This is a genomic window from Streptomyces sp. TRM70350 (assembly GCF_019219825.1).
GTDB lineage: Bacteria > Actinomycetota > Actinomycetes > Streptomycetales > Streptomycetaceae > Streptomyces.
The window spans coordinates 177,355-196,296 of record NZ_JAHUXH010000008.1; the positions used below are offsets into that span (position 1 = coordinate 177,355).

Here is an 18,942-nt window from a genome sequence, read left to right on the forward strand (position 1 = left end):
GGAGGCACCGTGCTCACCGCGTTCGCCCGGGCGTTCAAGACGCCCGACCTGCGCAAGAAGCTGCTCTTCACGCTCGGCATCATCGTGGTGTACCGGATCGGCACGCACATCCCGATTCCGGGCGTCGACTACCAGAACGTCCAGACCTGCATCGACGTAGCCAAGGGCAACCAGGGTCTGTTCGGTCTGGTCAACATGTTCAGCGGCGGCGCCCTGCTGCAGATCACGATCTTCGCGCTCGGCATCATGCCGTACATCACCGCGAGCATCATCCTGCAACTGCTGACGGTGGTGATCCCCCGCCTCGAAGCCCTCAAGAAGGAGGGCCAGGCCGGTACGGCGAAGATCACGCAGTACACCCGCTACCTGACCGTGGCGCTCGCCGTCCTGCAGGGCACCGGCCTGGTCGCCACCGCCCGCAGCGGCGCCCTCTTCTCCGGCTGCCCGGTCGCCAACCAGATCGTCCCCGACCAGTCGATCTTCGTCACGATCACCATGGTCATCGTGATGACCGCCGGTACGGCCGTCGTGATGTGGCTCGGTGAGCTCATCACCGACCGCGGCATCGGCAACGGCATGTCGATCCTGATGTTCATCTCGATCGCCGCCACCTTCCCGGCCGCCCTGTGGGCCATCAAGCAGCAGGGCTCGCTGGCCGACGGCTGGATCGAGTTCGGCACGGTCATCCTCGTCGGCCTGTTCATGGTCGGCCTGGTGGTCTTCGTCGAGCAGGCCCAGCGCCGTATCCCGGTGCAGTACGCCAAGCGCATGATCGGCCGCCGGGCCTACGGCGGTACGTCCACATACATCCCGCTCAAGGTGAACCAGGCGGGTGTGATTCCCGTCATCTTCGCCTCGTCGCTGCTCTACATCCCGGCGCTGATCGCGCAGTTCTCCAGCGGCAACTCGGGCTGGAAGACCTGGATCGAGGCTCACCTCGTCCAGGGCGATCACCCGATTTACATCAGTCTGTACTTCTTGCTGATTGTTTTCTTCGCGTTCTTCTACGTGGCGATCTCCTTCAACCCCGAGGAAGTCGCCGACAACATGAAGAAGTATGGTGGCTTCATCCCGGGCATCCGGGCTGGCCGACCGACCGCTGAGTACCTGAGCTACGTACTCAACCGGATCACCTGGCCGGGTTCGCTGTATCTGGGTCTGATCGCTCTCGTTCCGACAATGGCGTTGGTTGGTTTCGGGGCAAACCAGAACTTCCCGTTCGGCGGTACCAGCATCCTGATCATCGTGGGTGTCGGTCTGGAGACGGTGAAGCAGATTGAGAGCCAGCTCCAGCAGCGCAATTACGAAGGGTTCCTCCGCTGATGCGAATCGTCCTCGTCGGGCCGCCGGGTGCCGGTAAGGGTACGCAGGCCACGCGCCTTGCCGAGAAGCTGTCGATCCCGCACATCTCCACGGGCGACCTGTTCCGCGCCAACATCAGTCGGCAGACGGAGCTCGGCAAGCTGGCGAAGTCGTACATGGACGCCGGCAACCTGGTGCCGGACGAGGTCACCATCGCCATGGCGAAGGACCGCATGGAGCAGCCGGACGCCGAGAACGGCTTCCTGCTGGACGGCTTCCCGCGCAATGTCTCGCAGGCCGAGGCGCTGGACGAACTGCTCCGGTCCGAGGGCATCGAGCTGGACGCGGTGCTGGACCTGGAGGCCCCCGAGGACGAGGTCGTCAAGCGGATCGCCGGACGGCGGATCTGCCGCAAGGACTCCGCGCACGTGTTCCACGTGACGTACAGCGCGCCGAAGAAGGAGGGCGTCTGCGACGTCTGCGGCGGTGAGCTGTACCAGCGGGACGACGACTCCGAGGAGACGGTGCGCAAGCGGCTGGAGGTCTACCACACGCAGACCGAGCCGATCATCGACTACTACAAGGCGCAGGGGCTGGTCGTCACCATCTCGGCGATGGGTGCGGTCGACGAGGTCACGGGCCGGGCGCTGGAGGCGCTCAAGCGCGAGGACGACGCCCAGTAGTCGTTTGTACGTAGTCGGCGGCCGCGGTCCCTGGTGAAGGGGCCGCGGCCGCTGCGTGGGTGGGCCGGTGTGGCGGCCCCGTATCGTGGAAGCAGTCCGTCCCCTCCCGGTCCAAGAAAGGCCGTCGTCCTCATGGTGCAGATCAAGAGTCCCGAGCAGATCGCCAAGATGCGTGAGGCCGGGTTGGTCGTCGCCGCCATCCACGCGGCCACGCGTGCGGCCGCGGTGCCCGGGGCCAGTACGAAGGATCTGGACGAGGTCGCGCGCAAGGTGCTCGCGGAGCACGGTGCGAAGTCGAACTTCCTGGGGTACGGGGGCTTCCCCGCGACCATCTGCACCTCGGTGAACGAGGTCGTCGTCCATGGCATCCCGTCCGAGGACGTCGTGCTCAAGGACGGGGACATCATCTCCATCGACTGCGGCGCGATCGTCGACGGCTGGCACGGTGACGCCGCCTACACGGCCTTCGTCGGCTCCGGGCACGCTCCGGAGCTGGTCGAGCTCTCGCGGGTGACCGAGGAGTCGATGTGGGCCGGTATCGCGGCCATGAAGCCGGGCAACCGGCTGGTCGACATCTCCCGGGCCATCGAGACGTACATCCGCCGCCAGCCGAAGCCGGGCGGTGGCCGCTACGGCATCATCGAGGACTACGGCGGCCACGGCATCGGCTCCGAGATGCACATGGACCCGCACCTGCTGAACTACGTCGACCGGCGCCGCGGCAAGGGCCCGAAGCTGGTCCCCGGCTTCTGCCTCGCCATCGAGCCGATGGTCTCCCTGGGCACCCCCAAGACGGAGGTCCTGGAGGACAACTGGACGGTCATCACGACCGACGGCACCTGGTCCTCGCACTGGGAGCACTCGGTGGCGCTGACCGAGCGGGGCCCGCTGGTCCTGACGGCTCCGGACGGGGGCAGGGCGAAGCTGGCCGAGTACGGGGTCACGGCCGCACCGGATCCGCTCGCATAGTGATCTTCAGGGTGGGGCAGACTGCCTCGATTCGTGTTTCCGGGTGCGCTGACGTAGACTGACTCGTCGGCTCTTGTGTACCCGCATGTCTGCATGCGCTCGCAATGAGTCGATCAAGGTAGTCGATTCCGAAGGGCGAAGCGTGGCCAAGAAGCAAGGTGCCATCGAGATCGAGGGCACTGTCGTCGAGTCTCTGCCGAACGCCATGTTCAAGGTCGAGCTCCAGAACGGCCACCAGGTCCTGGCACACATCAGCGGCAAGATGCGTATGCACTACATCCGCATCCTCCCTGACGACCGGGTCGTGGTGGAGCTGTCTCCGTACGACCTGACGCGTGGCCGGATCGTCTACCGGTACAAGTAGATCTTGCCCGCGCCCCGGGCCTCCCCGAGGCGATGGCACTGACCCGGAGAACCTCACCCCATGAAGGTCAAGCCGAGCGTCAAGAAGATCTGCGACAAGTGCAGGGTGATCCGCCGTCACGGCCGGGTCATGGTCATCTGCGAGAACCCGCGCCACAAGCAGCGCCAGGGCTGACCGTACGACCTTCCCTCCGCACCGCCATCGCAGAGATTCGCGCGACGCGAGCTGAATTTGTTCATACGCAGGGCCCGAGCCGCGCGACGGCTTGACACCCCCGGTCGGAGGCCGGGGACCCAGTCCGTACCTGATACGGCGGCTGGGAACCGGTCCTGTGGAAGACCTCCGAAGATCACCAGGAGCCATTGAATGGCACGCGTTTCCGGTGTCGACATCCCGCGCGAAAAGCGCGTGGAGGTCGCCCTCACCTACGTGTTCGGCATCGGCCGGACCCTTTCGCAGCAGACGCTGGCTGCCACCGGCGTCGACCCGAACACCCGCGTTCGCGACCTCTCCGAGGAGCAGCTCGTCGCGATCCGCGAGTACGTCGACAACAACATCAAGACCGAGGGTGACCTCCGTCGCGAGATCCAGGCCGACATCCGCCGCAAGGTCGAGATCGGCTGCTACCAGGGTCTGCGGCACCGCCGTGGCCTGCCCGTCCGCGGTCAGCGCACCAGCACCAACGCCCGCACCCGCAAGGGCCCGCGTCGCGCCATCGCCGGCAAGAAGAAGCCGGGCAAGAAGTAGTCCGCAGCGGACCACCGTCCACGGTCTTCGCTGTAGGACCGACCACCTCCGTAGGAGTTAAGAGATGCCCCCCAAGGGACGTCAGGGCGCTGCCAAGAAGGTGCGCCGCAAGGAAAAGAAGAACGTCGCTCACGGCCACGCGCACATCAAGAGCACGTTCAACAACACGATCGTCTCCATCACGGACCCGTCCGGCAACGTGATCTCCTGGGCCTCCGCCGGCCACGTCGGCTTCAAGGGCTCCCGGAAGTCCACGCCGTTCGCCGCGCAGATGGCCGCCGAGTCGGCCGCCCGCCGCGCCCAGGAGCACGGCATGCGCAAGGTCGACGTGTTCGTCAAGGGCCCGGGTTCCGGTCGTGAGACCGCCATCCGTTCGCTCCAGGCGACCGGTCTTGAGGTCGGCTCCATCCAGGACGTCACCCCGACCCCGCACAACGGCTGCCGTCCGCCCAAGCGCCGCCGCGTCTGACGCACGGCCGCTTGGTCCGAGGTTTTCGGGCGGTACGGCTCCTTACCGGGGTCGTATCGCCCGTACCCTTGCAGTACCCGTGTCGTGCATGCGGCGCGGTTTGGTCGGGCGTCATATAGCGGGCGCCCACGACTGAAGGATCTGATCCACACATGCTGATCGCTCAGCGTCCCTCGTTGACCGAAGAGGTCGTCGACGAGTTCCGCTCCCGGTTCGTGATCGAGCCGCTGGAGCCGGGCTTCGGCTACACCCTCGGCAACTCCCTCCGCCGTACGCTCCTGTCGTCGATCCCCGGTGCCGCGGTCACCAGCATCCGGATCGACGGTGTCCTGCACGAGTTCACCACCGTGCCGGGCGTCAAGGAGGACGTCACCGACCTGATCCTCAACATCAAGCAGCTGGTCGTGAGCAGTGAGCACGACGAGCCGGTCGTGATGTACCTGCGCAAGCAGGGTCCGGGTCTGGTCACCGCCGCCGACATCGCGCCCCCGGCCGGTGTCGAGGTGCACAACCCCGACCTCGTCCTCGCCACGCTCAACGGCAAGGGCAAGCTGGAGATGGAGCTGACGGTCGAGCGTGGCCGCGGTTACGTCTCCGCCGTGCAGAACAAGCAGGTGGGCCAGGAGATCGGTCGTATCCCGGTCGACTCCATCTACTCGCCGGTGCTCAAGGTCACGTACAAGGTCGAGGCCACGCGTGTCGAGCAGCGCACCGACTTCGACAAGCTGATCGTCGACGTCGAGACCAAGCAGGCCATGCGGCCGCGCGACGCCATGGCGTCCGCCGGTAAGACGCTGGTCGAGCTGTTCGGTCTCGCCCGTGAGCTGAACATCGACGCCGAGGGCATCGACATGGGTCCGTCCCCGACGGACGCCGCCCTCGCCGCCGACCTGGCGCTGCCGATCGAGGAGCTGGAGCTCACGGTCCGCTCCTACAACTGCCTCAAGCGCGAGGGCATCCACAGCGTGGGTGAGCTCGTGGCTCGTTCCGAGGCCGACCTCCTCGACATCCGTAACTTCGGTGCGAAGTCGATCGACGAGGTCAAGGCGAAGCTGGCCGGGATGGGTCTCGCCCTGAAGGACAGCCCGCCCGGATTCGACCCGACCGCCGCCGCGGACGCCTTCGGCGCCGACGACGACGCGGACGCGGGTTTCGTGGAGACCGAGCAGTACTGATCGGTCGTTGCCGGTGAGCATCCGCTCATCGGGTTCCTGACCCCGGTACCTGATACGGCCGGGGCAGACACACAGGAGAAGAACCATGCCGAAGCCCACCAAGGGTGCCCGTCTGGGCGGCAGTGCCGCGCACGAGAAGCTGATGCTCGCGAACCTCGCGAAGTCGCTGTTCGAGCACGGCCGTATCACCACAACCGAGGCGAAGGCCCGCCGCCTGCGCCCGTACGCCGAGCGTCTGATCACCAAGGCGAAGAAGGGCGACCTTCACAACCGCCGTCAGGTGCTCCAGGTCATCACGGACAAGAGCATCGTCCACACGCTCTTCACCGAGATCGGCCCGCGCTACGAGAACCGCCCGGGTGGCTACACCCGTATCACCAAGATCGGTAACCGCCGTGGCGACAACGCGCCCATGGCTGTCATCGAGCTGGTCGAGGCGCTGACCGTTGCGCAGCAGGCCACGGGTGAGGCCGAGGCCGCCACCAAGCGTGCGGTCAAGGAGGCCGAGGCCGCGGAGGCTACGGAGGCTGCCGAGTCCAAGGTCGACGTGACCAAGGCCGAGGACGCCGCCGAGGAGTCGAAGGACGCGTAAGCGTTCTGCAGAGGGCTGTTCGGTTGCGGGTGCGGCTTTCGCCGTGGCTTGTCGCGCCCACGCGGCGGAGCCGCATATCGATGCAGTCCCGCGCCCCTTGAAGGCGTTGCGGGCCCGTTCCTTTTCAAGGAGCGGGCCCGCTCTTGTGTTGCTGAGAGGATCTGTACGTGAGTGATGAAGCAGCGCCCGGTTACGTGCGTGTCCGCCTCGACCTGTCGTACGACGGGAGCGCCTTCCACGGCTGGGCCAAGCAGGCCGGTGGGAAGCGGACCGTGCAGGGGGAGGTCGAGGACGCGCTGCGTACGGTCACCCGGTCCCGGGAGACGTACGAGCTGACCGTGGCCGGGCGGACCGACGCCGGGGTGCACGCGCGGGGGCAGGTCGCGCATGTCGATCTGCCGCGGGAGGTGTGGGCGGAGCACCACCAGAAGCTGCTCAAGCGGCTCGCCGGGCGGCTGCCCAAGGATGTGCGGGTGTGGGCCCTGCGGGAGGCCCCGGCCGGTTTCAACGCCCGCTTCTCGGCGGTCTGGCGCCGGTACGCCTACCGCGTCACCGACAACCCGGGCGGCGTGGACCCGCTGCTGCGGGGCCACGTTCTCTGGCACGACTGGCCGCTCGACGTCGACGCGATGAACGAGGCGGCTCGGGGGCTGCTGGGGGAGCACGACTTCGCCGCCTACTGCAAGCGGCGGGAGGGGGCCACGACCATCCGGACGTTGCAGGAACTGAGCCTCGTGCGCGGCGGCGACGGGATCATCACCGCGACCGTGCGGGCCGACGCCTTCTGTCACAACATGGTGCGCTCGCTGATCGGCGCCCTGCTGTTCGTGGGCGACGGGCACCGCCCGCCGGACTGGCCGGGCAAGGTGCTCGCGGCCGGCGTACGGGATTCGGCCGTGCACGTCGTACGACCGCACGGCCTGACGCTGGAGGAGGTCGGCTACCCGGCGGACGATCTGCTGGCCGCGCGCAACAAGGAGGCGCGCAACAAGCGGTCGCTGCCGGGTACCGCGGGGTGCTGCTGACCCGTCCTACTCGTTCGCCGCAGCCGACGCCTGGGCCTCGCCGCGCCTGCGGATCTGGCGGAAGGTGAACTCGGCCAGGTCGTCGCCGGTGGCGAAGACCGCCGTGTCCTTGGTGGTCACGTCGTTGCCGTTGGTGAAGCCGGCGAGGGTGAAGTAGGCGTAGCGCCCGTAGGAGTTGGTCGTGGAGCGGCACACGGCGGCGTTGCAGAAGGCCTTGACGCCACCGCCGGACAGGGACTCCACGATGCTCTTGCTGTCGGCCTGTTGCTTGGCCTTGGCGGCCTGCGCCTCGGTGTCGAAGACGGCCACGCCGACCGTCACCGCTATGCCGTCCCTGGTGTAGGTGACGCGCATCATGCGGGTGCAGTCGTTGTCGGTGAGGACCTTGGGGAGGGTGCCCGCGGCGGCCGTGGCGCAGCTCCTGGTGTCGGCCGTCGGGCCCTTCTTGTAGACCGTCTCGCCCATGGTCAGCTGGGTGCCGGGGAAGAGGCCGGTCACGCTGAGCGGGGCGGTGTCCTTGGTCTTGCTGGAGATGAAGTCCATCGGGTCCAGCGGCGGCGGGGCGCTGGTCGGCGCGAAGGACGGCGTCGGGGCGGTGGACTCGCTCGGGATGTCGGCGGTCGCGGGCAGCTGGGAGGTCGGGTTGTTCGACGCCTGGCTGTTGCCGTTCGCGGAGACGACGGCCACCGCGACGGCCGTGCCGACCGCGACGGTCGCGAGCGCGCCGCCGCCGATGAACAGCAACCGGCGCCGCTTGTTGCGCGCCTCGGACGCCTCGGCGAGCGCGGCCCAGTCCGGCGTCCGGTCGTTGCCGCCGCTGTTCCAGGGCTGCTGCGAATGCGGTTTCCAGGGATCCCACTGGGACTGGGGTCCCCCCTGCCCATAGCTCATGGGGCGCAGTTTAGACGGGCCGAGGGGTGTGCTGGTCCCTCTCAACCGGCCCTGGAACCCCTAGCGTTCGCTCCATGAGCGCGGGCAAATACGGCATCTGTGGGTGGTTGGTACGAAGGGTCGCGGGCGGCCTGTGGGGAGTGCTCGCCGAGATCGCGGTGGGCATGGTGCTCTCGGGCACGCGGGTCGTGGGTCCGTCGTACGACCTTCTGCTGCTGGTCGTGCCGCGTTGCTGCTCGGTGCGGGTGCGCCGGCGGGCGCGGCGGGCGCTCGCGTTCTGTGTGGCGGCCGTGACCGTGCGGGGTGGGCGGGCGAGGCTGTGAAGGTGAGCCGTGCGGCGGCTCTGAAAGTGAGCCGTAAAATGGGGCGGGCAGCGGGTTCCCCGCCGTAGTCCACCCGTTTTGACCGTGTGGACACGCCGCGGGTATCCTGCTTCTTCGTTGTGTATTGGCTTGCTCATTCTCACGGGACGGGCCCTTACACCGGTCCACCGGGCCGATGACCAGCGACCAGCACGCGGTTTGCGTCACCGCTGTGCGGTCAAGGCTGTCGTGATCGTTTCGGTGACCTTGTCTAGGACCATTCACTCGAAGCGAAGGCTACGAACCGTGCGTACGTACAGCCCCAAGCCCGGCGATGTGACGCGCCAGTGGCACGTCATTGACGCTCAGGACGTCGTCCTGGGCCGACTCGCCACCACTGCCGCCACCCTCCTCCGGGGCAAGCACAAGCCGATCTACGCGCCGCACGTCGACGCTGGTGACTTCGTCATCATCATCAACGCCGACAAGGTGCACCTCTCCGGCAACAAGCGGACCCAGAAGATGGCGTACCGCCACTCCGGCTACCCGGGTGGTCTGCGCTCCGTCCGTTACGACGAGCTGCTCGACAAGAACCCGGAGAAGGCCATCGAGAAGGCCGTCAAGGGCATGCTCCCCAAGAACACCCTGGGCCGTCAGATGCTCTCCAAGCTGAAGGTCTACCGCGGCGAGAACCACCCCCACGCTGCCCAGCAGCCGGTTCCGTTCGAGATCACCCAGGTCGCGCAGTAAGTCCGGCCACCCCCTAAGACTGAAGAGAATCTGAGGAGAATCGTGGCCGAGACCACTGCCGAGCAGCCGCTCGAAGAGCTTGACATCGACAGCTACACCACCGAGTCCGAGGTCCCCGTCGAGGGCGAGTACACCTCGGAGTCCATGGCCTCCCGCTTCGGCGAGCCGCAGCCGGCCGCCGGCCTGGGCCGCCGCAAGAACGCCATTGCCCGCGTCCGGATCGTTCCGGGCTCCGGCAAGTGGAAGATCAACGGTCGCACCCTTGAGGACTACTTCCCGAACAAGGTGCACCAGCAGGAGGTCAACGAGCCCTTCAAGGTGCTGGAGCTCGAAGGCCGCTACGACGTCATCGCCCGTATCGCCGGTGGCGGTGTCTCCGGTCAGGCCGGTGCGCTCCGTCTCGGTGTCGCCCGCGCGCTGAACGAGGCCGACGTCGACAACAACCGCGGTCCGCTGAAGAAGGCGGGCTTCCTGCGCCGCGACGACCGTGCGGTCGAGCGCAAGAAGGCCGGTCTGAAGAAGGCCCGCAAGGCTCCGCAGTACAGCAAGCGCTAATCGAGGGCTGTACTCCGAACGCCCCGACGGCACGCCACTGTGCCGCCGGGGCGTTCGTTTATCAACAGACACAGGCGTATAACGGCACAAGACGCTCAAAGTTTTGTGTGATCGGATGGTCAGGCATCGTATGCCTGGGACACCGGAGCCGCATGCGCGGGCCGCGCCCGTACGGCTACCGGACTGACGTTTCCTCAGGAGGACAAGTGGGACGACTCTTCGGCACGGACGGCGTGCGTGGTGTCGCCAACGCGGATCTGACGGCCGAGATGGCGCTCGGTCTGTCCGTCGCGGCGGCCCACGTGCTGGCCGAGGCGGGCACCTTCGCGGGCCACCGGCCGACGGCGGTGGTCGGGCGTGACCCGCGCGCGTCCGGGGAGTTCCTGGAGGCCGCGGTGGTCGCCGGCCTCGCCAGCGCGGGCGTGGACGTCCTGCGCGTCGGTGTGCTGCCGACGCCGGCGGTGGCGCATCTCACCGGCGCGCTCGGGGCCGACCTCGGCGTCATGCTCTCCGCCAGCCACAACGCCATGCCGGACAACGGCATCAAGTTCTTCGCGCGCGGTGGGCACAAGCTGCCGGACGACATCGAGGACCGGATCGAGTCCGTCTACGAGGAGCACCGGCGCGGTGAGCCCTGGGAGCGGCCGACCGGCGCCGGGGTGGGGCGGGTGCGGGAGTACGAGGAGGGCTTCGACCAGTACGTTGCGCATCTGCTGGGCGTTCTCCCGAACCGGCTGGACGGGCTGAAGATCGTCCTTGACGAGGCGCACGGAGCCGCGTCACGGGTGTCGCCGGAGGCCTTCACCCGGGCCGGGGCCGAGGTCGTCACGATCGGGGCCGAGCCGGACGGTCTGAACATCAACGACGGGTGCGGCTCGACGCACCTGGAGCAGCTGAAGGCCGCGGTGGTCGAACACGGGGCGGACCTCGGTGTCGCGCACGACGGTGACGCGGACCGGTGCCTCGCCGTGGACCACACCGGTGAGGAGGTGGACGGCGACCAGATCCTGGCCGTGCTCGCGCTGGCGATGCGGGAGCGTTCCGCACTGCGCTCCGGCACCGTTGTCGCGACCGTGATGTCGAATCTGGGCTTCAAGCTGGCCATGGAGCGCGAGGGCATCCGGCTGGTCCAGACCGCGGTGGGGGACCGGTACGTCCTGGAGGAGATGAAGGAGCACGGCTACGCCCTCGGCGGTGAGCAGTCCGGGCACGTGATCGTCCTCGACCACGCGACGACCGGGGACGGCACGCTCACCGGGCTGCTGCTGGCGGCGCGGGTCGCGGAGAGCGGGCGGTCCCTGCGGGAGCTGGCCGGTGTGATGGAGCGGCTGCCGCAGGTGCTGATCAATGTGCCGGACGTGGACAAGTCCCGGGTCGGGAACTCGGCCGAGCTTGCTGTTGCCGTTGCTGAGGCGGAGCGGGAGCTTGGGGCTACGGGGCGGGTGTTGCTGCGGCCTTCGGGGACCGAGCCGTTGGTGCGGGTGATGGTTGAGGCCGCTGATATTGATCAGGCTCGGTCTGTGGCGGGGCGGTTGGCTGATGCGGTGAAGTCGGCGTTGGGCTGAGAGCGGGGCGGGTTCGGGGTGGGGGGTTCTGCATGGTGCGGGCTGCGGCGCCGTCGTGGCTTGTCGCGCAGTTCCCCGCGCCCCTAAGGGGTCCTTGCACTATGAGCGTCCGACCCGGGCGGGCATAGTGCAAGGACCCCTAATCGGCGTTGCTCCGACGGCGTCGTTGGGTTGACCAGAGCCATTTCTGGGCCAGCAGGGTGAGGGTGCCTGCCAGCAGGATGCCGAGCAGGTTGAGCAGGAGTTGCTCGATGGAGCCCACGGTCTGCTCGGTGTCGCCGTAGCTCAGGGCCACGGCCGCGTTCGCCGCGGCCGGGATCGTGGTCACGGAGATCGCGACACCGACCAGGGCGCCCGACTTCGACGACGTCAGCGAGAGGGTGCCCGCGGTGCCCGCCAGGACCGCTACGACGAAGGAGAACCAGTCGGGAGCCCAGACGAACCCGGTCTGCGGCCGGGGACCCTCCAACCGGCCCTCGGTGAACAGGCCGACCGCGTCCATGAAGAGGCTGAAGAGCACCGTCGCCGCCATCGCCACCGCGAAGCCCACGAGCAGCGCGATCAGTGAGCGCAGCGCCAGACGGGGGTGGCGCTGCACCACCGCCGTGGAGATGCCCGTCAGCGGGCCGAACTCCGGGCCGACCGCCATCGCGCCCACGATCAGGATCGCGTTGTCGAGGACGACACCGCAGGCCGCGATCATGGTGGCGAGTGTGATGAACGCGAGGTAGGTGACCGAGAGGGTCGACTCGTCGTGCGTGGCGTCGGTCAGGTGTTCCCACAGGACCGCGTCGGCGGCCTCGCCCGGGGCCTCCCTCTCGGCTTTCCGGGCGCGCTCGGACAGTGACAGGTCGATGTCCTCCACGGCGATCGAGCCGCTCTTTTCCAGGTCCAACTCCTGGAGCGCGCTGATGAGTTCGTCACCCGCCTCGCGCGCCACGTCGCACATCACGACGTCCCCCGAGGGGTTGCGGGCGGCACCCGGTATGACGACGAGGTGCGCGGTGCCGACCGTCCTCTCGATCAGTCGCACCACGGCGTCCGTCGTGTCGGCCGGGGTGATCAGGCGCAGATGCAGCATGACGCCCTTTTTAACAGCCCCGTTCAACAGCCCCGCGTTACAGCTTGCGCAGGCGCAGGCGCTGGACCTTGTGGTCCGGGCCCTTGCGGAGGATGAGGGTGGCGCGGCCGCGGGTGGGGGCGACGTTCTCCATGAGGTTGGGGCGGTTGATCGTGCGCCAGGTGGTGCGGGCGTAGTCGAGGGCCTCCTCCTCGGAGACCTGGGTGTACTTGCGGAAGTACGAGGACGGGTTCTGGAAGGCCGTTGCGCGCAGTTTCCGGAAGCGGTTCAGGTACCAGCGCTCGATGTCCTCGGGGCGGGCGTCGACGTACACGCTGAAGTCGAAGTAGTCGGCGAGGCCGACCCGGGTGCGGCCGTCCTTGCCGGGGAGGGCGGGCTGGAGGACGTTCAGGCCCTCGACGATGAGGATGTCGGGGCGGCGTACGACGAGCCGTTCGCCGGGGACGATGTCGTAGATGAGGTGGGAGTAGACGGGGGCGGTGACCTCGTCCTTGCCCGCCTTGATGTCGGCGACGAAGCGGGTGAGCGCGCGGCGGTCGTACGACTCGGGGAAACCTTTCCGCGACATCAGGCCGCGGGCTTCCAGTTCCTTGGTGGGGAGCAGGAAGCCGTCGGTGGTGACCAGCTCGACGCGCGGGTGCTCGGGCCAGCGGGAGAGCAGGGCCTGGAGGAGGCGGGCGACGGTGGACTTGCCGACCGCCACCGAGCCGGCGACGCCTATGACGAAGGGGGTGCCGGACTGGGAGCCCTGTTCGCCGAGGAAGGTGTTGAGCGCGCCTCTGAGGCCGTCGGTGGCGGCGACGTAGAGATTGAGCAGCCGGGAGAGCGGGAGGTAGATGTCCCGCACCTCGTCGAGGTCGATGACGTCACCGAGGCCGCGCAGCCTCTCGACCTCCTCCGCCGTCAGCGGCAGCGGGGTCTTGTTGCGCAGCGCGCTCCACTCGGCGCGGGTGAGGTCGACGTAGGGAGTCGCCTCCGGCCGGGGCCGGTGGGCGCTCCGCATCGGGGAGACCGGAGAGATCACAGTCCATTGTTACGGGAGTCTGAAGGGGTGGTGGGGTGGGATGCGTCACGCGGCTGATTCTGGGGCGAACTTGAGTGAAAGGGACGTACAGGAACGGCCGGTGGCCGACCGGAGGGTGAGGGCCGTGGAAGTCCCGGCCGGTACGTTCGTACCCTCGTGGGAATTTCCGATTTCGGGCACGCGGAAGCCTTTTCGGGTCGCTGTCGGGCCGTAGGCTGCCGGTCATGTGCGGAATCGTGGGATACGTGGGGTCGCAGTCGGCGCTCGGAGTCGTGATGGCCGGGCTGAAGCGGCTGGAGTACCGGGGGTACGACTCGGCGGGCGTCGCCGTGCTCGCGGACGGTGGGCTGGCGGCGGCGAAGCGGGCCGGGAAGCTGGTCAACCTGGAGAAGGAGCTGGCGGAGCGGCCGCTGCCGACCGGTTCGACGGGGATCGGGCACACGCGGTGGGCCACGCACGGCGGTCCCACGGATGCGAACGCGCATCCGCATCTGGACAACGCCGGGCGGGTCGCCGTCGTCCACAACGGGATCATCGAGAACTTCGCGTGCCTGCGCGCCGAACTGGCGGAGCGGGGCCACGACCTGGCGTCCGAGACCGACACCGAGGTCGTCGCTCATCTGCTCGCCGAGGAGTTCTCGTCGTGCGCGGACCTCGCGGAGGCGATGCGGCTGGTGTGCCGACGGCTGGAGGGGGCGTTCACGCTGGTCGCGGTGCACGCGGACGAGCCGGATGTGGTCGTGGGGGCGCGGCGGAACTCGCCGCTCGTGGTGGGCGTTGGAGAGGGCGAGGCCTTTCTCGCCTCGGACGTCGCCGCGTTCATCGCCCACACGCGGTCGGCGATCGAGCTGGGTCAGGACCAGGTGGTGGAGCTGCGCCGGGACGGCGTGACGGTGACCGGCTTCGACGGCCGGCCGGCGGACGTGCGCTCGTACCACATCGACTGGGACGCGTCGGCCGCGGAAAAGGGGGGTTATGACTACTTCATGCTCAAGGAGATCGCCGAGCAGCCCAAGGCGGTCGCCGATACGTTGCTGGGGCGCATCGACGCGTCCGGCTCGCTGACGCTGGACGAGGTGCGGATCCCCGCGGGAGCGTTGCGGGAGGTCGACAAGGTCGTCATCGTCGCGTGCGGTACGGCCTTCCACGCGGGGTTGATCGCGAAGTACGCCATCGAGCACTGGACGCGGATCCCGTGCGAGGTGGAGCTGGCGAGCGAGTTCCGGTACCGGGATCCGATCCTGGACCCGCAGACGCTGGTCATCGCCATCTCCCAGTCCGGCGAGACCATGGACACCCTGATGGCGCTGCGGCACGCCCGTGAGCAGGGCTCCAGGGTGCTGGCGATCTGCAACACCAACGGCTCGACGATCCCGCGCGAGTCCGACGCGGTGCTGTACACGCACGCCGGGCCGGAGGTCGCGGTGGCGTCCACGAAGGCGTTCCTGACGCAGCTCGTGGCCTGCTACCTCGTCGCGCTGTATCTGGGCCAGGTGCGGGGCACCAAGTGGGGGGACGAGATCCAGGCCGTGATCCGGGATCTGTCGCACATCTCCGGTGCGGTGGAGCGGGTCCTGGAGACCATGGAGCCGGTACGGGAGCTGGCGCGCACGCTCGCCGACAAGAAGACGGTGCTCTTCCTGGGGCGGCATGTGGGTTACCCGGTGGCTCTGGAGGGCGCGCTCAAGCTGAAGGAGCTCGCCTACATGCACGCCGAGGGCTTCGCGGCGGGTGAGCTCAAGCACGGGCCGATCGCGCTGATCGAGGAGGATCTGCCGGTGGTGGTCGTCGTGCCCTCGCCGCGGGGGCGGTCCGTGATCCACGACAAGATCGTGTCCAACATCCAGGAGATCCGGGCCCGGGGCGCGCGGACGATCGTGATCGCGGAGGAGGGGGACGAGGCGGTGGTGCCGTACGCGGACCATCTCGTGCGGATCCCGGCGACGCCGACGCTGCTGCAGCCGCTGGTGGCGACGGTGCCGTTGCAGGTGTTCGCCTGCGAGTTGGCGACGGCGCGGGGGAATGAGGTGGATCAGCCTCGGAATTTGGCGAAATCCGTGACGGTGGAGTGAGGTGAGGACGGGCGGCGGTGAACGGCGTGGCGACGCGCCCCAACTGGCCGACCCAGGCAGCGTTTCATCGCGCCGCGGGGGCTGTCGTAATCTTCGTGACTTCGTGACCTGTGCGGCTGGGGGAAGGGGGAACCACGGGTGATTCACGTGGTTGTTGTGGATGACGAGCCGTTGGTCCGATCCGGTCTGCGGGCGATCCTCGGCTCCGCCACGGACATCGGCGTGGTGGCCGACTGCGGGGGAGCCGAGGCGGTCATGACAGTCGCGAGGCATCGCCCGGAGGTGGTGCTGCTCGACATCCGCATGCCCGATGTGGACGGCCTGACCGTACTGACGGGCCTTGCCGCCATGACACCGCCCCCGGCGGTCGCGATGCTGACGACGTTCGACGCGGGGGAGTACGTCGACCGGGCACTGCGCGCGGGAGCGGCGGGCTTCCTGATGAAGAACGCGTCCCCTGAGCAGTTGCTGCATGCGGTACGGGTACTTGCCGGTGGGGGCAAGGTTCTCGCGCCCGAGGCCGCGGGCCCTGTCATCGGGGCCTATCTGACCTCGGCACCGGCGGATGACGCGGCCCGACTGGTGTCGGCCCTGACCGAGCGGGAACGGCATGTGCTGGCTCTGGTGGGCCGGGGCATGTCCAACCGGGCCATCGCCGGGCGGCTGCACCTGGCCCACGGCACCGTCAAAGACCACGTCAGCGCGCTGCTGGCGAAGCTTGGCGGTATCAACCGGGTCCAGGCGGCGGTGATCGCCGAACGCGCCGGGATGCTCGACCCGTCTCCCGGGGCCCGGCGGTGACGGGCCCCGGGACGGCACGGACACCGCGGACCGCCCCGCATGCGGGGAAGAGGCCCGTCGCCGCCGTCGGACGGCCTCGGTCCGCTGCCCTCGCCGGTGCCGTTGCCGAGCGGCTGCGGCGCCTGGGTCCGGCCACCCTTCCGGTGTGCGTCGCCGCAGCGGACGGACTGGTCGTCAACGGCCCCCACGCCGGGCCCGCGCTGTGGCTCGCGCTCGCCGCCGCGGCCGCTCTCGTGCTGCGCCACCGCCTGCCCGAGGCGGCGCTGGCCATCGGACTCCCGGGTCTCTACCTCGGCCACCTCGCCTTCGCGCCGCTGATCGCCCTGTACTGCCTGGCCGCGAAGCGCCGTAGCGCACTGGTGGGAGGCGTCGGCGCGACCCTGGTCGCGCTGGCGCAGTTTCTCCCCCACCCGCCCGGCGACGTGGCCCTGCTCGGCCTCGACCAGGAGACGCTGCTGACCGCGCTCGACTCCTGCGCGCTCGGCGCCGGAGCCTTCGTCCTCGGACGGTCGACCCGTCAGCGGCGTGACCGGCTGCGCGAGGTCGCCGAGAGCCGGGAACGCGAGCACCGGCTGCTGGCGGAGCGCACCCTGGCCACCGAAAGGGCCCGGCTGGCACGGGAGATGCATGACGTCGTCGCCCACAAGGTCAGCCTCATCAGCCTGCAGGCGGGGGCGTTGCAGGTCACCGAGCCGGACGCGTCCGAGGTCCGGGAGACCGCGGGCTTGATCCGCGAACTGTCGGTCACCACTCTGACCGAACTCCAGCACCTCGTGGGGGTGCTGCGCGCAGGCGGCGGCACGGTCGGCGAACTCGCCCCACAACCCCGTATCGCCGACCTGCACACGCTGGTCGACGGCAGCGCCCTGCCGGTCGGACTCCGCCTCGGGGACCTCCCGGCCGACCTGCCCGAGACCGTCGAACGCGCCGCCTATCGCACGGTCCAGGAGGCGCTCACCAACGTCCGCAAGCATGCTCCCGGAGCCGACACCGACGTGCGCGTGTGGTTCGACGCCGGGACCTTGCACGTCGAGGTGCGCAACACGGCCGCCGACCGGACGACCGCTCCCCTCGGGCTGCCCGACGGCGGGCACGGCCTGGTCGGTCTGCGGGAACGGGCAGAGCTGCTCGGCGGCTCGTTCAGCGCGGCCCCGCTGCCCGACGGAGGATTCCTGGTCCGCGCCGGGTTCCCCGTCCGGCCGCGCGGTGCCACGGAGTGCGTACCCGTGGCCGCTGCGCCGGACGGGGAACCCGGCGGCCCCGCCACACGGCGCCCGCCCATCGAGGCCGGGGCCGAAGCCGGGGCGGAGGCCGGTGCCGGGCCATGGCCCCGGAGCGGGGGCACGGCCGGAGTCCGGACGAAAACCTAGGCGCGGGGCGCCTCCCGGCTGAGGAGTTCGGCCGGGAGGGCGGCCCGGGCGCCGATGACCTCGATGCCGAGCAGACGCCCCGACTGGTCGAAGTCGAGGGTCAGATCCGCCTCTCCACCCGGTGTCTCGACCGCGACCTGCCGGACGGCGGCCCCGTCCGCGATGCGCGCGACGAGGCAGACGTACGCGGTGTCGTTCTCCTGGTCGTACTCGATGTGCATGGCTTCGCTCCCCGGGAGTTCCAGTCAGTTGCGGCCGACGGAGACGACGTTCCCGGCCTTGTTGATCACGACCCAGATCTTTCCGCTGGTGTACTTCCAGGTGCCGGCCGTCTTGCCCCTGGACTTCTTCCCATTCTTCACGGCATTCGCGACCATCTCCTGGCTGATGCCCCGCTGCGCCATCCGCTGCGCCGCGTGCCGGGAGATGCTCTTCACGCCGGTGGACAGCAGCAGGCGCCCGGCGACGATGGCCAGGGGGATGAACCACGCCGGGTCGGCCACCACCGGGAAGGCGGTGTTCGGCCCGGTGCGCACCGTCTGCACCAGAGCGCCGCCCTCGATCCGGTAGTCGGTCGGCACGGCCTCGCCGTTCGCGTCCTTCGCCCACGGCGCGTCGAAGGTCCCCAGGTACTCGTCGCCTCGGCTGACCAGGACGCTGCCGTCCTCCAACTGCTCGGTCACCGCGTCGGCGGGCAGGCCGAGTGGGAAGCGGTACTCGGTCGGGGCGTCCGCGTCCCTGAGCGTGATCAGGGTACGCACGCCGTCCCGGTTGGGCTGGACGGCGAGGTCGTAGCCGTCGGCCGCGTCGGCGTACACCACGGTGCCACTGGCGCTGGCCGAAGCAGGGGCGTGGGCGGTGCCGGGCAGACCGAGCCGGACGACGTCGTCGCCGTAGGAGGACTCCACCGCACCGGCCGCGGTGGCGGGCGCGGTGATCCGCGCGGTGTGCAGGTCGGTGGGCACCTCGGCGCGGGTGGCGCCGTTACCCAGTGCGGTCCCCGCGACGAGGTCCGCGGTGCCGGTGACGCGTTCCACCACCTCGGCCGCCTGCGTGACGCGGCCGACGGGCGCGGTGCGAGTGTCTGCTTGGGCGACCGCGGCGGTGAGCAGTACGGATCCGGCGGTGCATCCCGCGACGAGTATCCGGGCCGTGACCCGGTGACGTCGGGGGAATCGGTTCATGGTGCGAGGCATGTGCGTCCT

General features: G+C 69.0%; 22 protein-coding genes. 17 read left to right on the plus strand and 5 right to left on the minus strand.

Features of this window, described 5'->3' with window-relative positions; all coding sequences use genetic code 11:
- The first annotated feature begins 9 nt into the window (after window positions 1-9).
- The 10 genes from secY (at window position 10) to truA (ending at window position 7,326) form a co-directional block, all read left to right on the plus strand.
- Complete coding sequence (gene secY / locus KWI83_RS15740; RefSeq protein ID WP_218514976.1) at window positions 10-1,323, plus strand: preprotein translocase subunit SecY; 1,314 nt, start codon at window positions 10-12, stop codon at window positions 1,321-1,323.
- A complete protein-coding gene (locus KWI83_RS15745; protein WP_218514977.1) occupies window positions 1,323-1,985 on the plus strand; it encodes an adenylate kinase in 663 nt (220 codons plus the stop codon). The genes secY and KWI83_RS15745 overlap by 1 nt, the downstream gene beginning before the upstream one ends.
- A gap of 132 nt (window positions 1,986-2,117) precedes the next feature.
- Window positions 2,118-2,954, plus strand: coding sequence for a type I methionyl aminopeptidase (gene map, locus KWI83_RS15750; RefSeq protein WP_218514978.1), 837 nt, complete (start codon window positions 2,118-2,120; stop codon window positions 2,952-2,954).
- A gap of 142 nt (window positions 2,955-3,096) precedes the next feature.
- The gene (infA, locus tag KWI83_RS15755) at window positions 3,097-3,318 is read left to right on the plus strand and encodes a translation initiation factor IF-1 (RefSeq protein ID WP_003948620.1); all 222 of its coding nucleotides are present in this window, start codon (window positions 3,097-3,099) and stop codon (window positions 3,316-3,318) included.
- A gap of 60 nt (window positions 3,319-3,378) precedes the next feature.
- Window positions 3,379-3,492, plus strand: a complete 114-nt coding sequence (rpmJ, locus tag KWI83_RS15760; protein WP_003998809.1) for a 50S ribosomal protein L36 — start codon at window positions 3,379-3,381, stop codon at window positions 3,490-3,492.
- 192 nt (window positions 3,493-3,684) lie between these two features.
- Complete coding sequence (gene rpsM, locus KWI83_RS15765; RefSeq protein ID WP_037858429.1) at window positions 3,685-4,065, plus strand: 30S ribosomal protein S13; 381 nt, start codon at window positions 3,685-3,687, stop codon at window positions 4,063-4,065.
- A 64-nt stretch (window positions 4,066-4,129) separates the two neighbouring features.
- Complete coding sequence (gene rpsK / locus KWI83_RS15770) at window positions 4,130-4,534, plus strand: 30S ribosomal protein S11 (RefSeq protein ID WP_003956432.1); 405 nt, start codon at window positions 4,130-4,132, stop codon at window positions 4,532-4,534.
- Window positions 4,535-4,686: 152 nt separating this feature from the next.
- Window positions 4,687-5,709, plus strand: a complete 1,023-nt coding sequence (locus tag KWI83_RS15775; protein ID WP_003966937.1) for a DNA-directed RNA polymerase subunit alpha — start codon at window positions 4,687-4,689, stop codon at window positions 5,707-5,709.
- Between the two features lie 85 nt (window positions 5,710-5,794).
- On the plus strand, window positions 5,795-6,301 hold the full coding sequence (rplQ, locus tag KWI83_RS15780) for a 50S ribosomal protein L17 (protein WP_218514979.1): 507 nt from the start codon (window positions 5,795-5,797) through the stop codon (window positions 6,299-6,301).
- 167 nt (window positions 6,302-6,468) lie between these two features.
- Complete coding sequence (truA, locus tag KWI83_RS15785; protein WP_218514980.1) at window positions 6,469-7,326, plus strand: tRNA pseudouridine(38-40) synthase TruA; 858 nt, start codon at window positions 6,469-6,471, stop codon at window positions 7,324-7,326.
- Window positions 7,327-7,332: 6 nt separating this feature from the next.
- Here the strand turns inward: truA and KWI83_RS15790 are convergent, their stop codons facing one another.
- Window positions 7,333-8,217, minus strand: coding sequence for a hypothetical protein (locus KWI83_RS15790; protein WP_218514981.1), 885 nt, complete (start codon window positions 8,215-8,217; stop codon window positions 7,333-7,335).
- Between the two features lie 74 nt (window positions 8,218-8,291).
- Between KWI83_RS15790 and KWI83_RS15795 the strand changes: the two genes are divergently transcribed.
- The 4 genes from KWI83_RS15795 to glmM all read left to right on the plus strand — a co-directional run bounded on the left by KWI83_RS15795 (window position 8,292) and on the right by glmM (window position 11,389).
- Window positions 8,292-8,540 carry a hypothetical protein gene (locus KWI83_RS15795; RefSeq protein ID WP_218514982.1) on the plus strand — a complete coding sequence of 83 codons (249 nt, stop codon included), beginning with the start codon at window positions 8,292-8,294 and terminating at the stop codon, window positions 8,538-8,540.
- Between the two features lie 285 nt (window positions 8,541-8,825).
- Window positions 8,826-9,269: a 50S ribosomal protein L13 gene (rplM, locus tag KWI83_RS15800; RefSeq protein ID WP_076087999.1), complete on the plus strand. Its 444-nt coding sequence runs from the start codon at window positions 8,826-8,828 to the stop codon at window positions 9,267-9,269.
- 42 nt (window positions 9,270-9,311) lie between these two features.
- The gene (rpsI, locus tag KWI83_RS15805) at window positions 9,312-9,824 is read left to right on the plus strand and encodes a 30S ribosomal protein S9 (RefSeq protein WP_129799256.1); all 513 of its coding nucleotides are present in this window, start codon (window positions 9,312-9,314) and stop codon (window positions 9,822-9,824) included.
- A gap of 206 nt (window positions 9,825-10,030) precedes the next feature.
- Window positions 10,031-11,389 carry a phosphoglucosamine mutase gene (gene glmM, locus KWI83_RS15810; protein ID WP_218514983.1) on the plus strand — a complete coding sequence of 453 codons (1,359 nt, stop codon included), beginning with the start codon at window positions 10,031-10,033 and terminating at the stop codon, window positions 11,387-11,389.
- Window positions 11,390-11,528: 139 nt separating this feature from the next.
- Here the strand turns inward: glmM and KWI83_RS15815 are convergent, their stop codons facing one another.
- Together KWI83_RS15815 and coaA are read right to left on the minus strand one after the other, a co-directional pair.
- Window positions 11,529-12,470, minus strand: coding sequence for a DUF389 domain-containing protein (locus tag KWI83_RS15815; RefSeq protein WP_218514984.1), 942 nt, complete (start codon window positions 12,468-12,470; stop codon window positions 11,529-11,531).
- A gap of 37 nt (window positions 12,471-12,507) precedes the next feature.
- Window positions 12,508-13,494, minus strand: a complete 987-nt coding sequence (gene coaA, locus KWI83_RS15820; protein WP_218514985.1) for a type I pantothenate kinase — start codon at window positions 13,492-13,494, stop codon at window positions 12,508-12,510.
- A 224-nt stretch (window positions 13,495-13,718) separates the two neighbouring features.
- On the opposite strand from coaA, the gene glmS reads away from it, so the two are divergent.
- From glmS to KWI83_RS39770, 3 genes are all read left to right on the plus strand, one after another.
- A complete protein-coding gene (glmS, locus tag KWI83_RS15825) occupies window positions 13,719-15,566 on the plus strand; it encodes a glutamine--fructose-6-phosphate transaminase (isomerizing) (RefSeq protein ID WP_218514986.1) in 1,848 nt (615 codons plus the stop codon).
- Between the two features lie 147 nt (window positions 15,567-15,713).
- The gene (locus tag KWI83_RS15830) at window positions 15,714-16,367 is read left to right on the plus strand and encodes a response regulator (protein ID WP_374106305.1); all 654 of its coding nucleotides are present in this window, start codon (window positions 15,714-15,716) and stop codon (window positions 16,365-16,367) included.
- Window positions 16,368-16,510: 143 nt separating this feature from the next.
- Window positions 16,511-17,737 (plus strand): histidine kinase, encoded by a 1,227-nt coding sequence (locus KWI83_RS39770; RefSeq protein WP_308122063.1) that lies wholly within the window; start codon window positions 16,511-16,513, stop codon window positions 17,735-17,737.
- Here the strand turns inward: KWI83_RS39770 and KWI83_RS15840 are convergent.
- On the minus strand, window positions 17,734-17,958 hold the full coding sequence (locus KWI83_RS15840) for a DUF2283 domain-containing protein (protein WP_218514989.1): 225 nt from the start codon (window positions 17,956-17,958) through the stop codon (window positions 17,734-17,736). The two genes, KWI83_RS39770 and KWI83_RS15840, sit on opposite strands and share 4 nt — an antisense overlap.
- A 24-nt stretch (window positions 17,959-17,982) precedes the next feature.
- Window positions 17,983-18,921, minus strand: a complete 939-nt coding sequence (locus tag KWI83_RS15845; RefSeq protein ID WP_218514990.1) for a DUF4258 domain-containing protein — start codon at window positions 18,919-18,921, stop codon at window positions 17,983-17,985.
- Window positions 18,922-18,942 lie beyond the last annotated feature (21 nt).

Coding starts and splice junctions, on each gene's coding strand:
- KWI83_RS15745 (WP_218514977.1), top strand. CDS start 1,323: ATGCGAATCGTCCTCGTCGGGCCGCCGGGTGCCGGTAAGGGTACGCAG.
- map (WP_218514978.1), top strand. CDS start 2,118: ATGGTGCAGATCAAGAGTCCCGAGCAGATCGCCAAGATGCGTGAGGCC.
- rpmJ (WP_003998809.1), top strand. CDS start 3,379: ATGAAGGTCAAGCCGAGCGTCAAGAAGATCTGCGACAAGTGCAGGGTG.
- rpsM (WP_037858429.1), top strand. CDS start 3,685: ATGGCACGCGTTTCCGGTGTCGACATCCCGCGCGAAAAGCGCGTGGAG.
- rpsK (WP_003956432.1), top strand. CDS start 4,130: ATGCCCCCCAAGGGACGTCAGGGCGCTGCCAAGAAGGTGCGCCGCAAG.
- KWI83_RS15775 (WP_003966937.1), top strand. CDS start 4,687: ATGCTGATCGCTCAGCGTCCCTCGTTGACCGAAGAGGTCGTCGACGAG.
- rplQ (WP_218514979.1), top strand. CDS start 5,795: ATGCCGAAGCCCACCAAGGGTGCCCGTCTGGGCGGCAGTGCCGCGCAC.
- KWI83_RS15790 (WP_218514981.1), bottom strand. CDS start 8,217: ATGAGCTATGGGCAGGGGGGACCCCAGTCCCAGTGGGATCCCTGGAAA.
- KWI83_RS15795 (WP_218514982.1), top strand. CDS start 8,292: ATGAGCGCGGGCAAATACGGCATCTGTGGGTGGTTGGTACGAAGGGTC.
- KWI83_RS15815 (WP_218514984.1), bottom strand. CDS start 12,470: ATGCTGCATCTGCGCCTGATCACCCCGGCCGACACGACGGACGCCGTG.
- glmS (WP_218514986.1), top strand. CDS start 13,719: ATGTGCGGAATCGTGGGATACGTGGGGTCGCAGTCGGCGCTCGGAGTC.
- KWI83_RS15840 (WP_218514989.1), bottom strand. CDS start 17,958: ATGCACATCGAGTACGACCAGGAGAACGACACCGCGTACGTCTGCCTC.
- KWI83_RS15845 (WP_218514990.1), bottom strand. CDS start 18,921: ATGAACCGATTCCCCCGACGTCACCGGGTCACGGCCCGGATACTCGTC.